The 21,810-nt window shown below is 65.1% G+C and carries 24 protein-coding genes and 1 other RNA gene; 7 read left to right on the forward strand and 18 right to left on the reverse strand.

The annotated features are described in order from the left end of the window. Positions 1-6: 6 nt before the first annotated feature. On the reverse strand, positions 7-1,809 hold the full coding sequence (locus EP380_RS07580; protein WP_127597778.1) for an ABC transporter transmembrane domain-containing protein: 1,803 nt from the start codon (positions 1,807-1,809) through the stop codon (positions 7-9). Between the two features lie 191 nt (positions 1,810-2,000). Here EP380_RS07580 and rpmE point away from each other — a divergent pair, with 191 nt between their 5' ends. Then, positions 2,001-2,222: a 50S ribosomal protein L31 gene (gene rpmE, locus EP380_RS07585; RefSeq protein WP_106570086.1), complete on the forward strand. Its 222-nt coding sequence runs from the start codon at positions 2,001-2,003 to the stop codon at positions 2,220-2,222. A gap of 104 nt (positions 2,223-2,326) precedes the next feature. Here the strand turns inward: rpmE and EP380_RS07590 are convergent, their stop codons facing one another. Next, the gene (locus tag EP380_RS07590; RefSeq protein ID WP_127597780.1) at positions 2,327-2,617 is read right to left on the reverse strand and encodes an Rdx family protein; all 291 of its coding nucleotides are present in this window, start codon (positions 2,615-2,617) and stop codon (positions 2,327-2,329) included. Continuing rightward, entirely contained in the window at positions 2,614-3,363 is a 750-nt protein-coding gene (locus EP380_RS07595) for a YebC/PmpR family DNA-binding transcriptional regulator (RefSeq protein ID WP_106570088.1), read from the reverse strand. Before EP380_RS07595 ends, EP380_RS07590 begins: the two co-directional genes overlap by 4 nt. A gap of 164 nt (positions 3,364-3,527) precedes the next feature. Here EP380_RS07595 and EP380_RS07600 point away from each other — a divergent pair, with 164 nt between their 5' ends. Together EP380_RS07600 and EP380_RS07605 are read left to right on the forward strand one after the other, a co-directional pair. Continuing rightward, positions 3,528-4,346 carry an MBL fold metallo-hydrolase gene (locus tag EP380_RS07600; RefSeq protein WP_106570492.1) on the forward strand — a complete coding sequence of 273 codons (819 nt, stop codon included), beginning with the start codon at positions 3,528-3,530 and terminating at the stop codon, positions 4,344-4,346. Then, positions 4,346-4,915, forward strand: a complete 570-nt coding sequence (locus tag EP380_RS07605) for a tetratricopeptide repeat protein (RefSeq protein ID WP_127597782.1) — start codon at positions 4,346-4,348, stop codon at positions 4,913-4,915. Before EP380_RS07600 ends, EP380_RS07605 begins: the two co-directional genes overlap by 1 nt. A gap of 60 nt (positions 4,916-4,975) precedes the next feature. Here EP380_RS07605 and EP380_RS07610 read toward each other — a convergent pair whose 3' ends face one another. The 4 genes from EP380_RS07610 to ssrS form a co-directional block, all read right to left on the reverse strand. Beyond that, entirely contained in the window at positions 4,976-5,752 is a 777-nt protein-coding gene (locus tag EP380_RS07610; protein ID WP_106570090.1) for a TerC family protein, read from the reverse strand. Positions 5,753-5,828: 76 nt separating this feature from the next. Continuing rightward, a complete protein-coding gene (locus EP380_RS07615; protein ID WP_106570091.1) occupies positions 5,829-6,659 on the reverse strand; it encodes a TIGR00282 family metallophosphoesterase in 831 nt (276 codons plus the stop codon). Positions 6,660-6,733: 74 nt separating this feature from the next. Beyond that, on the reverse strand, positions 6,734-7,318 hold the full coding sequence (locus EP380_RS07620) for a 5-formyltetrahydrofolate cyclo-ligase (RefSeq protein WP_127597784.1): 585 nt from the start codon (positions 7,316-7,318) through the stop codon (positions 6,734-6,736). 146 nt (positions 7,319-7,464) lie between these two features. Then, positions 7,465-7,620: non-coding RNA, 6S RNA (ssrS, locus tag EP380_RS07625), on the reverse strand. Between the two features lie 136 nt (positions 7,621-7,756). Between ssrS and EP380_RS07630 the strand changes: the two genes are divergently transcribed. The 3 genes from EP380_RS07630 (at position 7,757) to EP380_RS07640 (ending at position 10,441) form a co-directional block, all read left to right on the forward strand. Next, positions 7,757-8,596 (forward strand): AAA family ATPase, encoded by an 840-nt coding sequence (locus EP380_RS07630; protein WP_106570093.1) that lies wholly within the window; start codon positions 7,757-7,759, stop codon positions 8,594-8,596. A 101-nt stretch (positions 8,597-8,697) separates the two neighbouring features. Further along, complete coding sequence (locus EP380_RS07635; protein ID WP_127597786.1) at positions 8,698-9,141, forward strand: GNAT family N-acetyltransferase; 444 nt, start codon at positions 8,698-8,700, stop codon at positions 9,139-9,141. A gap of 109 nt (positions 9,142-9,250) precedes the next feature. Then, positions 9,251-10,441: a vWA domain-containing protein gene (locus EP380_RS07640; protein WP_127597788.1), complete on the forward strand. Its 1,191-nt coding sequence runs from the start codon at positions 9,251-9,253 to the stop codon at positions 10,439-10,441. Between the two features lie 30 nt (positions 10,442-10,471). On the opposite strand, the gene EP380_RS07645 is transcribed toward EP380_RS07640, so the two are convergent. The 6 genes from EP380_RS07645 to EP380_RS07670 all read right to left on the reverse strand — a co-directional run bounded on the left by EP380_RS07645 (position 10,472) and on the right by EP380_RS07670 (position 15,054). Further along, positions 10,472-11,191, reverse strand: coding sequence for a helix-turn-helix transcriptional regulator (locus EP380_RS07645; protein WP_127597790.1), 720 nt, complete (start codon positions 11,189-11,191; stop codon positions 10,472-10,474). Then, complete coding sequence (locus tag EP380_RS07650; RefSeq protein ID WP_127597792.1) at positions 11,188-11,424, reverse strand: hypothetical protein; 237 nt, start codon at positions 11,422-11,424, stop codon at positions 11,188-11,190. The genes EP380_RS07645 and EP380_RS07650 overlap by 4 nt, the downstream gene beginning before the upstream one ends. A gap of 71 nt (positions 11,425-11,495) precedes the next feature. Beyond that, on the reverse strand, positions 11,496-11,870 hold the full coding sequence (locus EP380_RS07655) for a VOC family protein (protein ID WP_127597794.1): 375 nt from the start codon (positions 11,868-11,870) through the stop codon (positions 11,496-11,498). Between the two features lie 118 nt (positions 11,871-11,988). Then, the gene (locus EP380_RS07660; RefSeq protein WP_127597796.1) at positions 11,989-12,180 is read right to left on the reverse strand and encodes a hypothetical protein; all 192 of its coding nucleotides are present in this window, start codon (positions 12,178-12,180) and stop codon (positions 11,989-11,991) included. 91 nt (positions 12,181-12,271) lie between these two features. Then, positions 12,272-13,060: an SDR family NAD(P)-dependent oxidoreductase gene (locus tag EP380_RS07665; RefSeq protein WP_106570101.1), complete on the reverse strand. Its 789-nt coding sequence runs from the start codon at positions 13,058-13,060 to the stop codon at positions 12,272-12,274. 86 nt (positions 13,061-13,146) lie between these two features. Next, positions 13,147-15,054, reverse strand: a complete 1,908-nt coding sequence (locus EP380_RS07670; protein ID WP_127597798.1) for a propionyl-CoA synthetase — start codon at positions 15,052-15,054, stop codon at positions 13,147-13,149. A 185-nt stretch (positions 15,055-15,239) separates the two neighbouring features. Here EP380_RS07670 and EP380_RS23530 point away from each other — a divergent pair, with 185 nt between their 5' ends. Then, positions 15,240-15,401: a hypothetical protein gene (locus tag EP380_RS23530; RefSeq protein WP_164749798.1), complete on the forward strand. Its 162-nt coding sequence runs from the start codon at positions 15,240-15,242 to the stop codon at positions 15,399-15,401. Here EP380_RS23530 and EP380_RS07675 read toward each other — a convergent pair. From EP380_RS07675 to gap, 5 genes are all read right to left on the reverse strand, one after another. Further along, positions 15,348-16,133, reverse strand: a complete 786-nt coding sequence (locus EP380_RS07675; protein ID WP_127597800.1) for an SGNH/GDSL hydrolase family protein — start codon at positions 16,131-16,133, stop codon at positions 15,348-15,350. The genes EP380_RS23530 and EP380_RS07675 overlap by 54 nt on opposite strands. Positions 16,134-16,290: 157 nt before the next feature. After that, entirely contained in the window at positions 16,291-17,202 is a 912-nt protein-coding gene (locus tag EP380_RS07680; protein ID WP_127597803.1) for a fructose bisphosphate aldolase, read from the reverse strand. A 183-nt stretch (positions 17,203-17,385) separates the two neighbouring features. Then, a complete protein-coding gene (locus tag EP380_RS07685; protein WP_127597805.1) occupies positions 17,386-18,588 on the reverse strand; it encodes a phosphoglycerate kinase in 1,203 nt (400 codons plus the stop codon). A 74-nt stretch (positions 18,589-18,662) separates the two neighbouring features. Then, positions 18,663-20,558 (reverse strand): potassium/proton antiporter, encoded by a 1,896-nt coding sequence (locus tag EP380_RS07690; protein ID WP_127597807.1) that lies wholly within the window; start codon positions 20,556-20,558, stop codon positions 18,663-18,665. Between the two features lie 171 nt (positions 20,559-20,729). After that, positions 20,730-21,740 carry a type I glyceraldehyde-3-phosphate dehydrogenase gene (gap, locus tag EP380_RS07695; protein WP_106570106.1) on the reverse strand — a complete coding sequence of 337 codons (1,011 nt, stop codon included), beginning with the start codon at positions 21,738-21,740 and terminating at the stop codon, positions 20,730-20,732. Between the last annotated feature and the right edge of the window lie 70 nt (positions 21,741-21,810).

The following is a 21,810-nucleotide window of genomic DNA, read 5'->3' on the forward strand; positions in this document are numbered from 1 at the left end:
GCGGCGTCACTCCGCCGCGCGACTGAGCGCGCCCGCGCCGGTTTCGAACTGCAGCCGGGCAAGCCGGGCATAGACGCCGTCCAGCGCCACCAGGCTGGCATGCGTGCCTTCCTCGACAATCCGGCCATTGTCGATCACCAGGATGCGGTCGGCCTTCAGGATCGTCGCCAACCGGTGCGCGATCACGATCGTGGTGCGATCCTGCATCAGCCGTTCCAGCGCCTCCTGCACCAGCGTCTCGCTTTCGGCGTCGAGCGCCGAGGTCGCCTCGTCGAGAAGCAGGATCGGCGCGTCGCGCAGGATGGCGCGCGCGATCGCCACGCGCTGCCGTTGCCCGCCCGACAAGGTCACGCCGCGCTCGCCGACCGGCGTGTCGTAGCCCCTCTCCAGCTTGCCGATGAATTCGTCGGCATGCGCATCGCGCGCCGCAGCCAGGATCTCCGGCTCGGAGGCTCCGGGGCGGCCGAAGGCGATATTGTCGCGCACCGAGGCGGCGAAGATCGTCAGGTCCTGCGGCACCAGCGCGATATGGCGGCGCGCGGCGCGTGGATCGGCGCGGGCAAGGTCGACACCATCGATCAGCACCGCCCCGTGCTGCGGATCGTAGAACCGCAGCAACAACGAGATGATCGTGCTCTTGCCGGCGCCCGATGGCCCGACGATCGCCACCGTCTCGCCCGGGCTGACCTCGAAGGACAGGCCGTGCAGCGCCGACTGGTCGGGCCGCGACGGATAGGCGAAGGCAACACCGTCGAACGTCACCCGGCCGCGCACCCGGTCGGGCAGGGCAAGCGGCGAGGCTGGCGTACGCACAGGCGTTTCCTCGTCCAGCAACTCGCTCAGCCGCTCGGCGGCGCCGGCCGCCTGGCTGAGTTCGCCCCAAACCTCCGACAGCGCCCCGAGCGCACCGGCCGCGAACACCGAATAAAGCAGGAACTGACCGAGCGTGCCCGGCGATATCGTCCCTTCGAGCACGTCGCGCGAGCCCATCCACAACACCGCCACCACCGAGGAAAACACCATGAAGATGGCAAAGAAGGTCAGGAAGGACCGCGCAAAGATCGAGGATTGGGCGGCGCGGAAAGCGTTTTCGACCGCGGTCGCGAATCTGCGCGCCACATAGGTTTCGTTGGTGAAGGCCTGCAGCGTGCGCACCGCGCCGATCTGTTCGCTGGCGAAGGCCGTCGCCTCGGCGAGCATGTCCTGCGCGGCGCGGGACTTTCGCCGCACGGCCCGTCCGAAGGCGACGATCGGCGCCACGATCACCGGGATGGCGCCGATCACCAGCAGCGAGAGTTTCGGACTGGTGACCACCATCATGCCGAGCGCACCGACCCCAAGGATCGTGTTGCGCAGCGCAAGCGATGCCGTCGCCCCCACGGCGGACTTGATCTGCGTGGTGTCGGCCGTCAGTCTGGAGACGATTTCGCCCGACTGCACCGTATCGAAAAAGCCGGGCGACAGCGTGGTGACGTGAGCAAACACGTCGCGGCGCAGATCGGCCACAACGCGCTCGCCGAGCGAGATGACGAAATAATACCGGCACGCCGAAGCGAGCGCGAGCACTGCCGCGATCACGATCAACATGGTGAAATAATTGGCGATGAAGGCGGAATCGGCGCCGGAAAACCCGTGATCGACCATCCGGCGCACCGCCAGCGGCAAGGTCAGCGTCGTCGCTGCGGCCAGCACCAGAAAGACGACCGCGCCGGCGACGAGACCGGGATACCGCTTGAGATAGGGAAACAGCCGCGCCAACGGCCGGAGCGAGCGTCTGCGCTTTTCGGTCTCGTCTGGCGGGTGTGCCATTCACGCGTCTCCTGTAGGCGGTGTCTCGCGACCCGGCGCTACGGTCTTGTGATTCCAGGGCGGCTGATGTATAGGCCGCGCAGGATTTGGCGAAGCCGTAGCCGTGAATGGCCGCGGCTTCAAGTTTTACAGGCTAGGCGCATCGCCGCAGGCGGCCGGCGGCAGCGCCGTTGAAGACCAGGACGAGATCGATGAAAGCGAAAATCCACCCCGACTACCACACCATCAAGGTCGTCATGACCGATGGCACCGAATACACGACCCGGTCGACCTGGGGCAAAGAGGGCGACACGCTCAACCTCGACATCGACCCCAACACCCATCCGGCCTGGACCGGTGGCCAGCAGCATCTCATGGACCGCGGCGGACGCCTGTCGAAGTTCAAGAAGCGCTATGAGGGCCTCGGCCTCTGAGCCGGACCCGACGCATACGGTTTGGAAAGCCCCGCTTCGGCGGGGTTTTCTTTTGGCCGCGTGCCGGTTGAAGGTCGGGTCCCTGAACGGCAGCGTGCTCCGGCTCAGCCGGCGCGATCGGCATGGCCCAGATCGCGCTCCGACCACGCGGCGTCGCGCACGCGCTGCTTTAAAAGCTTGGCATCGGGGAAACCGCCGTCGCGGCTGCGTTCCCAGATCGTCTCGCCGTCGAGCGTGATCTCGAACGTGCCGCCGCTGCCCGGCACCAACGTCACCGCACCCAGATCGGACCCGAAGCTCGACAGCAATTCCTGCGCCATCCAGGCAGCGCGCAGGAGCCAATGGCACTGCGTGCAGTAGACAATGCGGACGGTCGGACGCCCGTCGGCGCTCACGCAGCGCTCAGCTTGGCCAGAGTTTCGTCGTCGACCTCGAAATTGGCGTAGACGTTCTGCACGTCGTCATCGTCCTCGAGCACGCCGATCAGCTTCATCAGCGACTGCGCCCGCTCCTCGTCCACCGGCACGCTGTTTTGCGGCTTCCAGATCGTCTTGACCGATTCCGGCTCGCCCAGCGCCGCTTCGAGCGCCTTGGAAACGTCGCCGATATCCTCGAACGCGCACAGGATGGTGTGGCTGTGCTCGTCGGACTGAATGTCCTCCGCGCCCGCTTCGATCGCGGCCTCCATCACCGTATCGGCATCACCCGCCGAGGCCGGATAGACGATCTCGCCGACCCGGTCCCACATGAAGGCGACCGATCCGGTCTCGCCCAGCGAGCCGCCCGCCTTGGTGAAGGCGGCGCGCACATTGGAAGCGGAGCGGTTGCGGTTGTCGGTCAGTGCCTCGACGATGACCGCCACCCCGCCGGGGCCGTATCCCTCGTAGCGGACTTCCTCGTAATTTTCCGAATCGCCGCCCGACGCCTTGCTGATGGCGCGCTGGATGTTGTCCTTGGGCATCGACTGCGCCTTGGCGTTCTGGATCGCCAGCCTGAGCCGCGGGTTCATGTCCGGATCGGGCATGCCCTGCTTGGCCGCGACGGTGATCTCGCGCGCGAGCTTGGAAAACATCTTGGAGCGGGCAGCGTCCTGCCGCCCCTTGCGGTGCATGATGTTTTTGAACTGTGAATGGCCGGCCATGGCGCCTCTTGTCGTCAAATCATGGGGATTTGGCGCGCTTTATAGATATTTCGCCGCACGAGGTCCAGAAGCGCGACGCCGGACGCTCGCGAAATCGTGACTACGCGGCGGTACGCAGCCATGCGCTAATGCGCATCGAACACGCGGAGGGAAAGGAGATTGGCATGTCCCTTCATCTGCGCATTCTTGCAGCCATACTGGTCATGGCGGCGGTTGTGTACGGCGCCGCCGCACAGGACCGCGCGCCCGTTCCTTCGCAATGCCTCGCCGTTGCCGAAGCCTTGCCCAGAGCGACTTTGGTCAGCGTCACGCCCGCCGGATCGGGCGAAGCCGCCGAACAGGTGACCATCACCTATGCCGGCCATTCCACCTATATTATCGAGACCCCCGGCGGCGTGCGTATCGCCACCGATTTTTCCGGCACTTACGGCGCCGTGCCGCTGCCGCGCGTGGCGACCATGAACAAGGCACACCGGACCCATTTCACGCCCTCGCCCGATCCCGGAATCGAGCATGTCCTGCCCGGCTGGAACCCGGACGGAGACGGTCCCGCCCGGCATGCGCTGGTTGTCGACGATGTCTATATCCGCAACGTGCCGACCGACATCCGCCGCTTCGGTGCCATGGAACGGGACGGCAACTCGATCTTCATCTTCGAGGTCGCCGATTTGTGCATCGGCCATCTCGGTCACCTCCACCACGACCTGACCGACGCCCATTACGCCGCCATCGGCCGGCTCGACATCGTCATGGTGCCGATCGACGGCGGCATGACGCAATCGCTCGTCAATATGAGCGAGATCGCCCGGCGGCTTTATTCCTCGATGATATTGCCCATGCACCGCCATTCCACGCCGATCGGCGAGTTCTTGTCGATGATGGGCGAGAATTTCGCCGTCGATTTTTCGAGCGAGCGCAGCTTTACCGTCTCGCTGGCCAGCCTGCCCCGGCAGCCGACCATCCTGATCCTGGACGGTGTGTGATGCGGGCGCTGGCCACGCTTGTGCTTGCCCTGACGCTTGCGGCCGGCCCGGCCGCCGCGCAGGATCGAAGCGACAACGCCGCCACGCGCGACCGCCTGTTCGCCGAGCTCAAGGCCGCGCCGACGCAAGCCCAGGGTCGGGCAGCCGAGGACGCCATCTGGCGCATGTGGATGGCGCAGGCGCCGAGCGAGGCGATCCGCCGCGCCGTCGCCGACGCCATGGCGGCGCGCGAGAGCTACGCGTTCGACCGCGCGCTGGACCTGCTCAATGGCGTCGTTGACGCCGCGCCCGGCTACGCGGAGGGTTGGAACCAACGTGCCTTCATCCGCTTCCTCAAGGGCAACCACGACGAAGCGCTGGAAGACATCGATCGCGCGCTCGCGCTCGAGCCGAAACATTTCGGCGCCCTGTCGGGCAAGGCGATCATCCTGATGGGCCAGGGCCGTGTGCGACTCGCGCAACAGGCCCTGCGCCAAGCTGTCGAAATCCATCCCTGGCTGAAGGAGCACTCGTTGCTCCTGCCGGAAGATGCCGACGCCCCGCCTCCCGCGGACGGTGAGGATATCTGACCCGGTCAAGCGGTGGGATTACCGGGCTGAGTCCGAGGACCGGCCGTCTTGTCCACCGCCTTATTCGCGCATACCGGCGGCCGCCTTTTCCCGCTGCCGCTTGCGGCGCGCCAGCATGTTGAGCGCCTCGACCAGGGCCGAAAAGCCCATGGCGGCGTAGATGTAGCCCTTCGGCACATGGAAGCCGAAGCCGTCGGCGATCAGCGTCGTGCCGATCATCAACAAGAAGCCGAGCGCCAGCATGACGATGGTCGGGTTCTTGGCGATGAAGCGCGACAGCGGCTCGGCGGCGATCAGCATCACCGCCACCGCGCAGATGACGGCGATATACATGATCGCGATCTCGTCGGTCATGCCGACGGCGGTGATGATCGAATCGATCGAAAACACTAGGTCGAGCAGCAGGATCTGGAAGATCGCCGCGCCGACGCCGAGCGTGGCGGCGCGGCCGACAATATCGTCCTTGGGGTCTTCGGGGTCGACGGAATGATGGATTTCCTTGGTCGCCTTCCAGACCAGGAACAGGCCGCCCGCAATCAGGATGAGGTCACGCCAGGAAAAGCCGTGATCGAAGGCGGTGAAGACAGGCGCGGTGAGTTGGACGATGAAGGAGATCGTCGCCAACAGCAGCAGCCGCAACACCAGGGCCGCGCCGATACCGATCCGGCGTGCGTTTTTCTGATGCTCGACCGGCAGCTTATTGGTCAGGATCGAGATGAAGATCAGATTGTCGATGCCGAGAACGACCTCGAGCACGATCAGCGTGGCGAGCGCGACCCAGCCGGTCGGGTCCCCGAGCCAGACAAAATGCGGCGCCAGAAAATCGATCAGTGCCATACGAGTATCCCTCGGCGGTTCGGTTGAAAATCGTCGGCGTTGCGGCTGGGATCAGATAACGAGCCGATCCACGGCGTCAACCTCCGCTCCAGAAAGCGGGAACCGTCTCTTCCAGGCGCGGCCCAAGCCTGAGCGGTGCAATCTTCTCGGCCAGACCGGTGCGATCGGAGATTTCGACGCCCAGCCCGCAGATCGTCGCCGGCCCGGCCGCAGCCTCGAACCGGCCCTTGGGAACCTTGTAAAGGAACCGGTTGAGCGGCTCCTCCTTGTCCATGCCGAGCGAGGAATCGTAGTCGCCGCACATGCCCGCATCCGACATGAACCCGGTGCCGCCATTGAGGATCTGGTGGTCGGCGGTCGGATGATGGGTGTGGGTGCCCACGACGAGGCTTGCCCGCCCGTCGACGAAATGGGCAAAGCACATCTTTTCGCTGGTCGCCTCGGCGTGAAAGTCGATGACGATCGCGTCCGCCTGCTCGCCCAACGGACAGGCGGCGATCTCGCGCTCGGCCGCATGGAACGGGTCGTCGAGTTCGGGATGCATGAAAACCCGGCCCATGATGTTGGCGACCATCACCCGCGCGCCATTCCTGGCGACGAAAACGCCGGAACCGCGCCCCGGCGTGCCGCCGGGGAAGTTGGCCGGACGCAGGAAGCGTTCCTCGCGCGGCGCGAATTCCAGCGCCTCGCGCTGATCCCACACATGATTGCCGGTGGTCACGACATCGGCGCCGGCCTCGAGCGTCGTCTTGAAGATGTCTTCGGTGATGCCGAAGCCGCCGGCGGCGTTTTCGCCGTTGACGATCACGAAATCGAGCCGGAAATCGGAAATCAGGCCAGGCAGACGCTGCCACACCGCCGTGCGCCCGGTCCGCCCCACCATATCGCCAAGAAAAAGAAGCCTCATTAGGCCGGATACCTGCTTGCACCGCACGGTGCCGGCGGTGGTTGAAAACCCGACCGCCGACGATGAACGGCCATCTAGCGAGCAGGACCCATCGTGTGCAAGCCGGTTTCGGTCAGGATGTCGGGGATGACGACATCGTGAGGATCATCCAGTACGGTCTCGACCTTCTGGCAATCGAAGGCGATTGCGACCAGGCGCGGCGCGCCGCCGCGCGCCCGCAACCGGGCGATCGCCCGATCGTAATGGCCCGCGCCATAGCCGATCCGCTGGCCGCGGCGATCGAAGGCGGCAAGCGGTACGAGAATGATGGTGGGTTCCAGAACCGCCGCCTCGGCAGTTGGACCGACCGTACCGCCCGCCGTCTCGACGAGCGGAACGCCGCGCAGCAACTCGCGAAATACGATCGTGGTCGCGTCCACCACCACCGGCAGGCAAAGCCGTGCGTGTCTTTCACGCAAGCCGAACATCAACGGCCGCACGTCGACTTCCGAGCGCATCGGCCAGTAGCCGGCGACGACATCGTCGGCCGAGACCGGGATCTCCCTGCAAAATTCGGCAATGCGCAGCGAGGCCTCGACGCGATAGACCGGATCGAGCGCGTCGCGCCGCGCAAGCGCGGCCGATCGAAGAGCCAGCTTGTGTTCGTGCAGCGAAGTCATGCGCGTCCACCTCCCGCACAGCCAAACCGACTGCACGCCGGCGGTCAAGACCGCACGGGCGTGTCGCAATAGCCGGGACGTGTCGGGAAGGGCCGGCGGATTTTCACCGCAAACCGCCGGACCTTGCCGGCAGGGTTCGGGCATCGCGACGATCCACACACACCGGTGGAGAGGTTGATCCCGGGTGCCTACAAAGTAGGTGGGCGCCGTATGAAAGGACCCACGGGTCCAACCAGGGACAGCTCCCTTGGGATCAATAAGGCCCCGGGGAATGTTACTCCTGCCGCGAGGCGCAGACCGTCACGGGCGAATATAGGCTGCGGTCCCCCGTTCCGCCAGAGCCGTTGCGCGGCATTTCGATCATTGGCGGACCTTGCGCCAAAACCCATGTCTCCGTACGGTTTGCGCCAAAGCTGAACAATCATCCGGGAAGACACTATGCGTTTCGAAGGCACGTCGGCCTATGTCGCCGACAAGGATCTGATGGTGGCCGTCAACGCGGCGATAGCGCTCGAGCGGCCGTTGCTCGTCAAGGGCGAGCCGGGCACCGGCAAGACCGAGCTGGCGCGCCAGATGGCCGCCGCGCTCGGCCTCGACCTGATCGAGTGGCACGTCAAATCGACCACCAAGGCACAGCAGGGCCTTTACGAATACGACGCCGTCTCGCGCCTGCGCGACAGCCAGCTCGGCGATGCGCGCTTCAACGACATCGCCAACTACATCAAGCGCGGCAAGTTGTGGGAGGCCTTCGCCGCCGACAAGAAGGTCGTGCTGTTGATCGACGAAGTCGACAAGGCCGATATCGAGTTTCCGAACGACCTTCTGCAGGAACTCGATCGCATGGAGTTCTTCGTCTACGAGACCGGCGAAACCGTGCGCGCCAGGCATCGGCCGATCGTCGTCATCACCTCCAACAACGAGAAGGAGCTGCCCGACGCCTTTCTGCGCCGCTGCTTTTTCCACTATATCCGCTTCCCCGAGGCCGAGACGCTGGCGCGCATCGTCGACGTGCACTATCCCGGCATCAAGCAGAACCTGGTACGCGCCGCGCTCAATCAGTTCTACGAGATCCGCGACGTGCCCGGCCTGAAGAAAAAACCGTCGACGTCCGAGGCGCTCGACTGGATCCGGCTGCTGGTCGCCGACGACGTCGACCCGGCCGATCTGCGCGCCGATCCGAAAAACGCGCTGCCGAAGCTGCACGGCGCCCTGCTGAAGAACGAGCAGGACGTGCACCTGTTCGAACGCCTGGCCTTCATGGCGCGCCGGCAGGGTTAGGCCCGGGCGCATAGATGCAAGCATCGCCGCGATGGTGGCCCTTTCCCGCCCCGGCCGGTGACGCGAGACTGCCGCGAGACGGGCGGGGGAGAGAATTAGCCGTGACAGACATTGCCATCCGCCCGTTGCAACAATCCGACCACGCCGACTGGCGGCGTCTTTGGACCGCCTATCTCGCCTTCTACGAAACCACGGTGCCAGAGACCGTCTATGCCGCGACCTGGACGCGGCTGTTCGATCCCGGCGCCTTCGAACCCAACGGCCTGCTTGCGCTTTGCGACGGCAAACCGGTCGGGCTGGTCCATTTCATCTTCCACCGCACCTGCTGGTCCGACAGGAACAATTGCTACCTGCAGGATCTCTTCGCCGACCCGAGCATGCGCGGCAAAGGCGTCGGCCGGGCGCTGATCGAGGCGGTCTATGACGAGGCCGACAGGCGCGACGCCGCCATCGTCTACTGGATGACGCAGGATTTCAACGAGACGGCACGCAAACTCTACGATCGCATCGCCAGGCAGACCCCGTTCATAAAATATCAGCGCTGAGACAGACCATGCCGGCACACCGTCGGCCCGCGATCCGCCGACAGTCCACAACGGCGGCAACCGCTTGTTTTTGGCTGACAACCGGGCGAAGGCGAATTAACGTCGGCCCATGTTCATTCCCTTCTTCCTCGAACTGAAAGCCGCGCGCGTGCCGGTCTCGCTGCGCGAATATCTGACCCTTCTGGAAGGGCTGGACGCCGACCTCGTCAGCTATGACGTCGAGGGTTTTTATTATCTCGCCCGCGCCGCGCTGGTGAAGGACGAGCGCCATATCGACCGCTTCGACCAAGTGTTTTCGCATATCTTCAAGGGCGTCGAGGCGGTGTCGGGCGAAGGTGCCGTCGATGACGCCAACATCCCGGAGGAATGGCTGCGCCGGCTTGCCGAAAAGCATTTGAGCGAGGACGAAAAAAAGCTGGTCGAGGCGATGGGCGGTTTCGACAAGCTGATGGAGACGCTGAAAAAGCGACTGGAGGAGCAGAAGGGCCGCCATCAGGGCGGCTCGAAATGGATCGGCACCGCCGGCACCTCGCCCTTCGGCGCCTACGGATACAATCCCGAAGGTGTGAGGATCGGCCAGCACGAATCGCGCCATCGCCGCGCGGTCAAGGTCTGGGACAAGCGCGAGTTCAAGAATTTCGACGACTCCGTCGAGATCGGCACACGCAACATCAAAGTGGCGCTCAAGCGGCTCAGGCGCTGGGTGCGCGAGGGCGCGCACGAGGAACTCGACCTTCCCGGCACGATCCACGCAACCGCCGAGCACGGCTATCTCGACGTCCAGACGAGGCCGCAACGCCGCAACGCGGTCAAGCTGTTGATGTTCTTCGACGCCGGCGGGTCGATGGACGATCACGTCCAGGTGGTCGAGGAGCTATTTTCGGCGGCGCGCGCCGAATTCCGCCAGCTCGAATATTTCTACTTCCACAACTGTCTTTACGAGGGCGTGTGGAAGGATAATCGCCGCCGCCATTCCCAAGTGCTGCCGACCTACGACGTGCTCAACAAATACGGCCACGACTACAAGGTGATCTTCGTCGGCGACGCCTCGATGAGTCCTTATGAAATCGCCTATCCGGGCGGCTCGGTCGAACATTGGAACGAGGAGGCCGGCATCGTGTGGCTGCAGCGCGTGCTCGCCCAGTGGCCGAACGCGGTCTGGATAAACCCTGTCACACAAAAGCACTGGAACTACACGCACTCGATCCAGATGATCCGCGAGATCTTTTCCGAGCGCATGTATCCGCTGACGCTCGCCGGGCTGGAAGCCGCGACGCGGGAACTCTCACGCAAGCATTGAACCCCCGCCCAGCCGAGGCCGCCCCGGCGCTCAAGCTGGTTTCTTGGCGTCGACGCTGCGCGGCATGTCCCCGCGCCCTTCGATGGTGCGGTAGAAATCGGCAAGCTGTTTGCCGCGCTCGGCCTTGAAGGTACGCCCGCTCGCCGTCAGGCTCGCGATCCGATCGATACGAAAAGCCCTGAAATCGCCGCGCATCTCGCACCAGGCGACGAGCGTCCACACCTTGCCCCAGAACCACAGGCCGAGCGGGCGCACGTCGCGCATGGTGCCGCGGCCGGCCTCGTCGCGATAATCGAGCCTCAGCACCGAACGCGCCTCGATCGCGCGCTCGACCGCGTCGATCGACTCGCGATCGCTCTGGCTCACCACGTAAAGCGGAGCGTGAATTTCCGTGCGCGCGATACGTTCGCGCTCGTTGTCGGGCAGCACCGCGCCGATCTTGACCAGCGCCTCCTCGGCCGAACGCGCCATGGCCGCGCCGCCGAAGGCACGCACCATACGCGCGCCGGCGACAAGCGCCACGATCTCGTCGCGCGTGAACATCAGCGGCGGCAGTTCGTAGCCCGACCGCATGATGTAGCCGACGCCGGCTTCGCCATCGATCGGCACCCCGGTCGACTGCAGGTCGGCGATATCGCGGTAGATCGTTCGTTCGGAGACTTCAAGCCACTCTCCCAGCATGCGCGCGGTGACGAGCCGGCCTCCGCGCAAATGTTGAACGATCTGGAACAGGCGGTCGGCACGTCTCATAGGGGCAGGCCCTCTTGGCTACGCCGTCCTCCGGTGCGATCGACCCCTAAGCAGGACCGCCTCGCCGCGAACGGCTTCATCTCGATCACGCGCCACAACGGCGCGACCTCACCGATCGGAGCCCCCCGTTCCGGCGCGGCATGCGCGATCCCGGCAACGGCAAGCCGATGATAGCCGGGATCGGCCGGACCTGTCACCCGCGCGCCGGATGCCGGCACCGTCTGGACGGACATGGTCTCGATCCTCTTTCCCGGCCCGTCGAGACGACCTGCCCGCCGGTACGCCAACTGGCTCTTCTCGATGGCTAGGCGCAGAAAATGCCGATGCTGTTGCCGTCGGGATCGAGACAATAGGCGAACCGGCCGGCCGGAATCTCGATAACCGGCGACACCACCGTACCGCCATTGTCGGTGACACGCTTCAGCGCGTCTTCTAGCGGTGCTGCCACCGCCAGGTGGATCGTGTTTCCGCTGCCCTGGCTGGCCGGCTTGCCGGGATAAAGATGACCGGACACGGCCTCACGCTCCTTACAGGCGAACACCGCCATCGGGTTGGGTCCGTCATTCTGGTAGGCCGGCGCATTATCCAGCACCGCACCGTAAAAGGCCTTAGCGCGCTCCATGTCGCTGACCGGGATTTCGGCCCACACCACGGCGTTTTCGGGAACGAAGCTTGTCATGGACTTTCCTTTCGGTTGGGGAAGAATGCCACGCCCCTCCTGACAACATCCTGTCAGGAGGCGAGGCCGGATGATCGTTGCAGGGCGGAGCGTGTACGCCGCCCGGTTTGGCCTGGCCTCAGGACCGGGACGGCCCCTCGCCGTCGCGGCGAACAAACTCGGCAAGCGGGGTATCCGGCCAGCCGATATCCTTGCGGATATGGGGTGGCAAAGCATCGATCAGGCGTCGGATGCGGGCACTAGCGCGCATGATGCGCCAGCGGTCCGCATAATGGCCGACGCGATCGACGAACAGATGGGAAAAGGACATCGCGGCCTCCGTCGAATCGTCACTGGAGGCATGGTCGCACAGCGCTGCTGACAGCCTCGCGTCAGGAACCCGAGGCGAACGCGGCGACGGCTCAGTCCGGGGCGACCGGCACCGTATAGTTGAGCGGCAGTCGCCCGCCATCGGCGTAGAGCGTCTGGCCGGTGATGTAACTGGCATCGTCGGAGACGAGGAAGGCGGCCACCGAGGCGATCTCGGACGGTTCGCCGATACGGCCGAGAGGCGTGCGCGACAGGATCCTGTTCCTGGCCGCAGGATCGGCGTTCACACTGGAAAGCAGGTCGGTCATGATCGAGCCCGGCCCGATTGCGTTGACACGGATGCCGTAGGGGGCCAGCGACAGCGCCATCACCTTGGTAAGCTGGTTCACACCGCCCTTGGACACCGAATAAGGCACCTGGTTGGCGATCGCGAACACCGCGTTCACCGACGACATGTTGACGATCGCGCCGGGCGTCCCGCCGCTCTTGACCTTGTCGACCATGTAGCGCGCGACGGCCTGTCCGACCAGGAAGGTGCCCTTCAGATTGACGTCGAGGACGCGATCGAAGTCCTCTTCGTTGAGGTCGAGGAAATCGGCGCCGTGGACGATGCCGGCATTGTTGACCAGAATGTCGATATCGCCGAAGCCGTCGATCGCCGCGGCGATCAGATTGTGCACGTCGAGCCGCTTGCCGACATCCGATTTCACGAAACGAACCTCGCCAAGCGGCGACAGGTCCTTTTCCGCCTTCTCGCCCTTTTCGGGATCGATGTCGGCGATGATCACTTTCGCCTTCTCGCGCAGGAAACGCTCGGCGATGGCATAACCGATCCCGCCGGCGGCGCCGGTCACGATCGCGATTTTTCCGTCAAGCGGCATGACGCGCTCCTTGCAACTCACCAGCCGGCCTTATAGCCGTCGGCGCCGGGCCCGGCCAGAGGGCCCGCGCGGCCTGAAACCGTCGATCAGACGCCAATACCGTGCTCGTTGAGCGCGGCGGTGATTTCGTCCAGGATCGCGGGATCGTCGATCGTGGCCGGCATCGCCCAAGCCTGCCTGTCGGCGATTTTCTGCATTGTGCCGCGCAGGATCTTGCCCGAACGCGTCTTCGGCAGCCGCTTGACCACCACCACCGACTTGAACGCGGCGACCGGACCGATCCTGTCGCGCACCAGGCTGACGACCTCGCTTTCGACATCGCCCGCACCGCGCGCGGCACCGGCGTTGAGCACCACGAAACCGCACGGCACCTGGCCCTTCATCGCATCCGCGATGCCGATCACCGCGCATTCGGCAACGTCGGGATGCTCCGCCACCACCTCCTCCATGCCGCCTGTCGACAGCCGATGACCGGCGACATTGATGATGTCGTCGGTGCGCGCCATGATGAACAGATAGCCGTCCTCGTCGATATAACCGGCATCGGCCGTCTTGTAGTAGCCGGGAAACTCGTCGAGATAGGCACTGCGGAACCGGTCGTCCGCGTTCCACAGCGTCGGCAGGCAACCGGGCGGCAGCGGCAGCTTGACCACCACATTGCCGAGCGTGCCGGTTTCCACCTCGTGGCCGGCATCGTCGAGCACGCGCATATCGTAGCCCGGCATCGGCACGGCCGGCGAGCCGTACTTGACCGGCAATTGCCCCAGACCGACCGGATTGTTGGAGATCGGCGCCCCGGTCTCCGTCTGCCACCAATGATCGATCACCGGAACGCCAAGCTTCTGCTCGGCCCATTTGATTGTTTCGGGATCGGCCCGTTCGCCGGCCAGGAACAGGGTGCGGAATCGGGACAGGTCGTATTTGCCGACATGTTCGCCCTTCGGATCCTGCCCCTTGATCGCCCTGAAGGCCGTCGGCGCGGTAAACAGCGCCACGACGCCGTGCTCGGCGATCACGCGCCAGAACGTTCCCGCATCCGGCGTGCCGACGGGCTTGCCCTCGAACAGGACCGTGGTGCAGCCATGCAGGAGCGGCGCGTAGACGATGTAGGAATGTCCGACCACCCAGCCGACATCCGAGGCCGCCCAGAACACTTCCCCCGGTTCGATTCCGTATTCATGGCCCATCGACCATTCCAGCATGACCATGTGGCCGCCATTGTCGCGCACCACCCCCTTGGGCTGCCCGGTCGTGCCGGACGTGTAGAGCACGTAAAGCGGGTCGGTGGCCGCCAGTTCGACGCAGGGCACCGTTCGTCCCGCTGCCTTGGCCGCGGCAACCGCGTCGGCGAAATCGACATCGCGCCCTTCGACAAGCTCGCAACCCCGCTCGGGTCGCTGCAGCACGATACAGCGCTCGACCTTGTGGCGCGCCATCGCGATCGCGCCGTCGAGCAGCGGCTTGTAGGCGACGATGCGCCCCGGCTCGATGCCGCACGAAGCCGAAACGATCAGTCTCGGCTTCGAATCCTCGATGCGGGTCGCCAGTTCCTTGGCCGCGAAGCCGCCGAACACCACGGAATGGACGGCGCCCAGCCGCGCGCAGGCGAGCATGGCGAAAACCGCCTCGGGGACCATCGGCATGTAGATGATGACTCGATCGCCCTTGCCCACGCCCTGGTCGGCGATGACGGCGGCAAGCGCCTCCACCTCGGTCTTCAGTTCGCCATAGGTGAAGGTTTTTTTCCGGCCCGTGATCGGGCTGTCGTAGATCAGCGCCGCCTGGGCGGCGCGCCCGCCCGCGACATGTCGGTCGACGGCGTTGTAGCACGTGTTGCAGGTGGCGTCCGGGAACCACTGGCCGTAGACGCCGGCCTCGGCGTCGAAAATTCTGTCCGGCGGCGAAAACCAGTCGATCGCCGCGGCCGCCGCCGCCCAGAACCCCTCAGGGTCCCGTTGCCACGAGTTGTAGACCGCGTGATAGCGCGATGCCATTGTTCACCTCCCGATCGAGCCACGCCCGTTTGCCGTCTTTTAGCCGCCCCTCGCCGCGCGCGTCCATTTGACTATGATCTAACAACGTACGGTAGCGCCACGATGGCGCGGGCTTTGACATGCTGCCTTGATGCTGGTCAAAGGTCGAGACGCGCGCCGCACCGCCAGCGCGTCGCGGAGGTCCGATGACGAAAATCCTGTCGCTGATGATCGTCTTGATGATGGTGGTTCAGCTCATCAAGCCGCTGGGCTTGCCCGGCCTACGCCATCGCCGCGATTTCTGGAAACTGGCGCTACTGGCGTTGGCCGCGATCTCGCTCACCGTCGCTCTGAGCCATGGCCGCTGAGGCCGCGGCTCCGGCCTCGTCGAGCGCGATCAGGGGCAGGAGATGGTCGGCCCAGGCCTGATATCCGGCCACGGAGGCATGAAACCCGTCATGGGAGAATCCGGCGGCCGGATCGACGACCGGCAACCGCGCGGCCGGCAGCGCGCCGCGCTCCAGGCAAAGCCTCGTTCCCATGCGGTTGATCGCGGCCGCGCGGACTTCCAGGATACGCCCGAGCAAGGCCGGCAAGGCGGGCACCCGCGTCATGTCGATTACCGGCGACCAGACGATCCGCGCCCGCGGCCATTTCGCCCTGACGGCGTAGAGAAGTCCGCCGAACTCTTTCTTGAAGCGCGAGACGGAATGAAAATTCTTGGTATCGTTGGTGCCCACCGAGAGCACGATATGGGTCCACGGCTCGGCCGCCATATTGGGCACGACATGGTCGCGCAACTGGCCCGATGTGGCGGAATTGAAGCCGGCCGCGCGCCAGGCGACCGGTCGGCCGGTGTCGCGGTTGAGCGCGTGGGCCAGTCGCGCCGCCAGCCCCTTTTCGCTGTCGACGATGCCGACCGAGGCGGCCGAGGAATCCCCCAGCACCAGAAGCCGTACCGGCTCGCCGTGCCCGGTCAAGGTATGCAGCACGGGCCCCTCGGGCGGCAGAAGGCGGGGCGTGCGCCGCCTCACCGCCAGCCCCTGCCAGACATAGACCGGGAAGGCGAGCCAGGACAGAAGCGGAAGAAGATTTGACATGGCGCGGGCCCGATGGATCTCGCACCCCGAATAGTGCGCCGCGGCCAAAAGAAAAAGCCCGCACATCGCCGTCCGGGCTTTTGGGGCCTTTGCCCTGGGTGTCGGGAGCCTGAGACGGTTGCCCGTCGCGCCGACGGGCAAATGCCGTCGTCGAACGTCAGGCGCTGCGCGACGCCTCGAAGATACTGTCGATCGCCGAAGCCAAGGCGGCGTCGAATTCGGCGTCGCTCTGGCGCGCGGAAAGCCCCTCGGTCAGGGCGCGCGAGAAACTGGCGATCATGCCGGTATTCTGCGCCAGCTTTTCATTCGCCTCCTCGCGCGAATACCCGCCGGACAGCGCCACCACGCGCATGACGCGCGGGTCGTCAATCAGCGGCTTGTAGAGGTTCGCCTTCGTCGGCAGCGTCAGCTTGAGCATGACCTGCTTGCCCGCCGGCACGCCGTCGAGATGCTTTTGGATTTCCGACAGCAAAATCTCTTCCGCTTGCGCCTTGTCCGAGATCGAGATTGTGACCTCAGGCTCGATGATCGGCACCAGCCCGTGGTCGAGGGTCTGCCTGGCGATCTCGAACTGCTGGGCGACGATCGCCGCGATACCCTTGGCGTTGGCCGCGTCGATCACCGACCGCATCTTGGTGCCGAAGACGCCCTTGGCGACAGCGCGTTCCAAAAGCGCGTCGAGATCCGGCATCGGCTTCATCAGCTTGACGCCGTCCTGCGTGTCGGCAAGGCCCTTGTCGACCTTCAGGAACGGCACGACGCCGCGCTTTTCCCAGAGATATTGAGCGGTCGGCGTGCCGTCGATGTCGCGGTCCATCGTCTGTTCGAACAGGATCGCGCCCATCACCTTGTCGCCGGTGAAGGCGGGCGACTTGATGATTCTGGCGCGCATCTGGTGAATGAGGTCGAACATTTCCGCCTCGTTCGACCAAGCCCCCTCATCGATGCCGTAGAGCTTGAGCGCCTTCGGCGTGGAGCCGCCCGACTGATCAAGCGCCGCGATGAAGCCGTCCTTGTTCTCGGCCTGCGCGGCCATCGCCTTCACGTTGTCTTGGGGACGCTCACTCATTATCCGGCCTCATCCTGTCTCTTCAACTGGATTGGCGCTCTATCAGAGCGGGCGCGGAAACGGAACTGCGGCGCCAGCGCTTTGAATCGATTGAAAGAATTTCAATCGGTTTAGCCCACCGGCATTTTGCCTCAGCCTTAACGCGCCGTCGAACCGGCCGCCGCGCCCGCCCTGGCGGTGGGGTCAACCGCTCTTCTTGAGCGCGTCCACCCCCGGCAGTGCTTTGCCTTCCATCCATTCCAGGAAAGCCCCGCCGGCGGTCGACACATAGGTGAAGGCGTCGGTCACGCCGGCATGGTTGAGGGCCGCGACCGTATCGCCGCCACCGGCCACCGAGATCAGCCGACCGTCGACGGTCTGTGCCGCGGCAAACTTGGCGGCCGCCACCGTGGCGGCATCGAACGGCGCGATCTCGAACGCGCCCAGCGGCCCGTTCCAGACCAGCGTCGCGGCGCGGTCGATGCGTTCGGTCACGGTCTTGACGGTCTTCGGGCCGACATCGAGGATCATCGCGTCGGCCGGAACCGCATCGACATTGACGGTCTCGTTGTCCGCGCCCGCCTTGAACTCGCGCGCCACGACCGCGTCGACCGGCAGCACGATCGCACAGCCCGCCGAAGCCGCTTCGGTCATGATCTGCTTGGCCGTATGGGCAAGGTCGTGTTCGCACAAGGATTTGCCGACCTGCGTGCCGCGCGCGGCCAAAAACGTGTTGGCCATGCCGCCGCCGATCACCAGCACGTCGACCTTGCCGACCAGATTCATCAACAGGTCGATCTTGGTCGAGACCTTGGCCCCGCCGACGATCGCCACCACCGGCCGGGCGGGATCGCCGAGGCCCTTTTCCAGCGCCACCAGTTCGGCCTGCATGGTTCGCCCGGCATAGGCCGGCAGCATATGCGCGAGCCCTTCCGTGGAAGCGTGGGCGCGGTGCGCGGCGGAAAAGGCATCGTTGACGAAAAGATCGCCGTTTTCGGCCAACGCCGCGACAAAACCGGCCTCGTTGGCCTCCTCGCCCTTGTGGAAGCGGGTGTTCTCCAGAACCAGGATGTCGCCGGCAGCCATCGCCTTCACCGCGTCCGCGGCGAGCGGACCGATGCAGTCGGCGGCGAAATGGACCCGTCGGTCCAGCACCGCCTCGGTGGCGGCCGCGATCGGGGCGAGCGACAGGGCCGGGTCCGGACCATGTTTGGGCCGGCCGAAATGCGCCAGCAAAATCACTTTCGCGCCCCGGTCCGACAGTTCCACGATCGTCGGCGCGACGCGTTCGATGCGCGTAACGTCGCCAACCTTGCCGTCCTTCATCGGTACGTTGAGGTCGACGCGCACAAGCACCCGCTTGCCTGAAAAGTCGCCGATATCATCGAGTGTCCTGAAAGCCGGCATCGCCGCAAATCTCCCGTACAGAAATCGCGCCGGACCATAACGATTGCCGGCCCGCGCGCAAGCCGCCCCCCGCCTTATTGCGGCAAAACCATTTGCGGCGGATCGTCATCCTTGTCGGACTTGTCCTGCAGCGGCTTGTCGGCGGCCCGCAGCCGCCTTTCGCGTCGCCGTTCACGCCACGAGCGCAGCGCCTCCAGCACGCGGTCGCGAATCTCGCCCGCGCTCAGGAAGACCGGGATTTTCGGCGCCTCCAGATGCGGCTCGAAGGAAAGCCCGACCTCGGCGATCCGTCCCTTGTCGTCGACATCGCGCACGATCAGTTCGACCGGACCGATCGTGACCCGGTCGGCATATTCGGCCTTGCCGCCGAGGCGTTCCGTCATCAGCTCCACGATCGGCTTTGCCGCGTCGGCTTCCGACAGGCCGAGCCCGTAGGCGGCGTCGAGATCGGCGGCGGGCCGCGTCGCGTCGATGGCGAAGGCACCGAAGAAGTCCGCATCCTCCGGATCGAGTTCGGCCCGGCTCGCAAACAGCCTGTCGAGCAGCCGCGGATAACGGTCGGAGACGAAGATGTAGACGTGATCCTCGGCCTCCAGCCTGCCGGCATATTGATAGGTCATCGAGCGCCCGTCGCGCACCACCAGCGACGGCCGCGCCCAGCGCGGTATGCGCACCCCGGTCGCCACCGGGCTGCCGGCGACGACGCGATAGGCGAGCAGTTCGTGATGGGCCGCGCCCGGCAGCTCGAGCTCGACCTTGTCGAGCGGCCCGATACGCGGCGGCACCACGAGGCCGAGCCGGCGCGCCAGGGGCCCGATCGTCCAGCCCTGCACGATCAGCGACACCAACACGATGATGAAGGCGGCATTGAAGATCATGCCGCCGACAGCGAGATTCTGCAGCAGCGGCGTCAGCGCGAGCAGGATCGAGACCGCGCCGCGCAGGCCCACCCAGGACACAAAGGCCGTCTCCGCGCGGGTGAAACGGAACGGCACCAGGCACAGCCAGACCGCGATCGGGCGTGCCACGAAGATCAGGAACAGGCCGAGCGCGACCGCAGGCAGAGCGATGGCGGGGAACTGCGACGGCGTCGCGAACAGCCCGAGCACCAAAAACATGATGATCTGCGCCAGCCAGGTCAGCCCGTCCTGGAATTGCTTGAGATGCGCGGCCGAACGCACGCCGGAATTGCCGGCGATCAACCCGGCGACATAGACCGCCAGGAACCCCGAACCGCCGATCGCGCCGGCAAGACCGAACAGAAGCAGCGACAAGGTGATGGTGAAGATCGGCAGCAGGCCGCGATCAAGTTTCAGCCACTCCACCAGCCGCGCGATCAAAAAACCGCCGCTGACGCCGGCAGCAAGGCCGAGCCCCATCTGGACGGCGAACCCGGTCAAAATGTCGACCAACAGCACCTCGGCCTTCGGATCGCTGCCGGTGGCAACCAGCGAGACGAAGGTGATGGTCAAGAAAATGGCGATCGGGTCGTTCGAGCCCGATTCGACCTCCAGCGTCGAGCGGACCCGGTCGCGGATGTTGAGGTTGCCGGCCCTGAGCAGGAAGAACACGGCGGCCGCGTCGGTCGAGGCCACGGCCGCGCCGAGCAGGAAGGATTCCATCCAGCCGAGCCCGGTGAGATAGCGCGCCGCGACGCCGAAAAGCGCCATCGTCAGCGCCACGCCGAGCGTGGCCAGCGACAGGGCCGGGCCGGCGGCTTGGCGAAACGAAGCCAGCCGGGTGCCGAAACCCGAATCGAACAGGATCACCGCCAGCGCCAGCGAGCCGACGAAATAGGCGACCGGAGCGTTGTTGAAGGCGATTCCGAGACCGTCAACGCCGGCGACGAGACCGATGCCCAGGAACAAAAGCAGCAGCGGGGCACCGAAACGGAAGGCGATGAGGCTGGAAAAGGCGGCGGCGAGGATCAGCGCCGTACCGACCAGAACCACCAGATAAACGCCTTCCATACGCCCGCTCCGCTCGACCTCCCGGATAGCCTCGACGCACAGAGTGCGGCGAAGGCGGACAAGGACGCAAGCCGCAAGTCGTTTTTTTAGAGGCGCACAAACGAATTACGCAAAAAAAACGCCCGGGCAAGCCCGGGCGCCGATCGGAATGTCCGGTGCGACGATCCGCGCTCAGGCCATCGTTTTGGCCAGTGCCACGGTGGTGTCCGCCATGCGGTTGGAGAAGCCCCATTCATTGTCGTACCACGACATCACCCGCACCAGATTGCCCTCGATGACCTTGGTCTGATCGAGCGCGAAGGTGGAAGACGCCGGATCGTGGTTGAGGTCGACCGAGACCAGCGGCTCCTTGGTGTAGGCGAGAATGCCCTTCAGCGGACCGTCGGCGGCCGCGACCAGCGCCTGATTGACCTCGTCGACGGTGACATCGCGCTTGGGAACGAACTTGAAGTCGATCACCGACACATTAGGCGTCGGCACGCGGATCGACACACCGTCGAGCTTGCCCTTGAGCTCGGGCAGCACCAGACCCACCGCCTTGGCCGCACCGGTCGATGTCGGAATCATCGACACTGCCGCGGCGCGCGCGCGATAGAGATCCTTGTGCATCGTGTCGAGCGTCGGCTGATCGCCGGTATAGGCGTGCACCGTGGTCATGAAGCCCTTTTCGATGCCGAAGGCGTCGTTGAGCACCTTGGCCACCGGTGCCAGACAGTTGGTCGTGCACGAGGCATTGGAGATGACGATGTGGTCCTTGGTCAGCTTGTCGTGGTTGACGCCGTAGACCACGGTCAGGTCGGCGCCATCGGCGGGCGCCGAGACCACGACCCGTTTGGCACCGGCCGTCAGATGCGCCGAAGCCTTCTCCTTTGTCGCGAAAATACCGGTGCATTCGAGCACGATGTCGACACCGAGTTCCTTCCACGGCAGTTTCGAGGGATCGCGTTCCGACGTCACCTTGAAGCTGTCGCTGCCGACCGAGATCGTGTCGCCGGACACCGTCACCTCGGAGGGAAAACGTCCGTGCACGCTGTCGTAGCGCAAAAGATGGGCATTGGTCTCCACCGGACCGAGGTCGTTCACGGCCACGACGTCAATGTCCTTGCGGCCCGATTCGTAGATGGCCCGGACGATGTTCCGGCCGATGCGGCCAAATCCGTTGATGGCGACTTTTGCGGTCATCGATATTTCCTTCAGGAGCTCTTGCGCGGAGGCACGCCGGTGATCGTTCGAACGCCGCCGGCCCGGCCTG

The sequence above is a fragment of the Nitratireductor alexandrii genome (assembly GCF_004000215.1).
In the GTDB taxonomy this organism is placed as follows: Bacteria; Pseudomonadota; Alphaproteobacteria; order Rhizobiales; family Rhizobiaceae; genus Mangrovimarina; species Mangrovimarina alexandrii.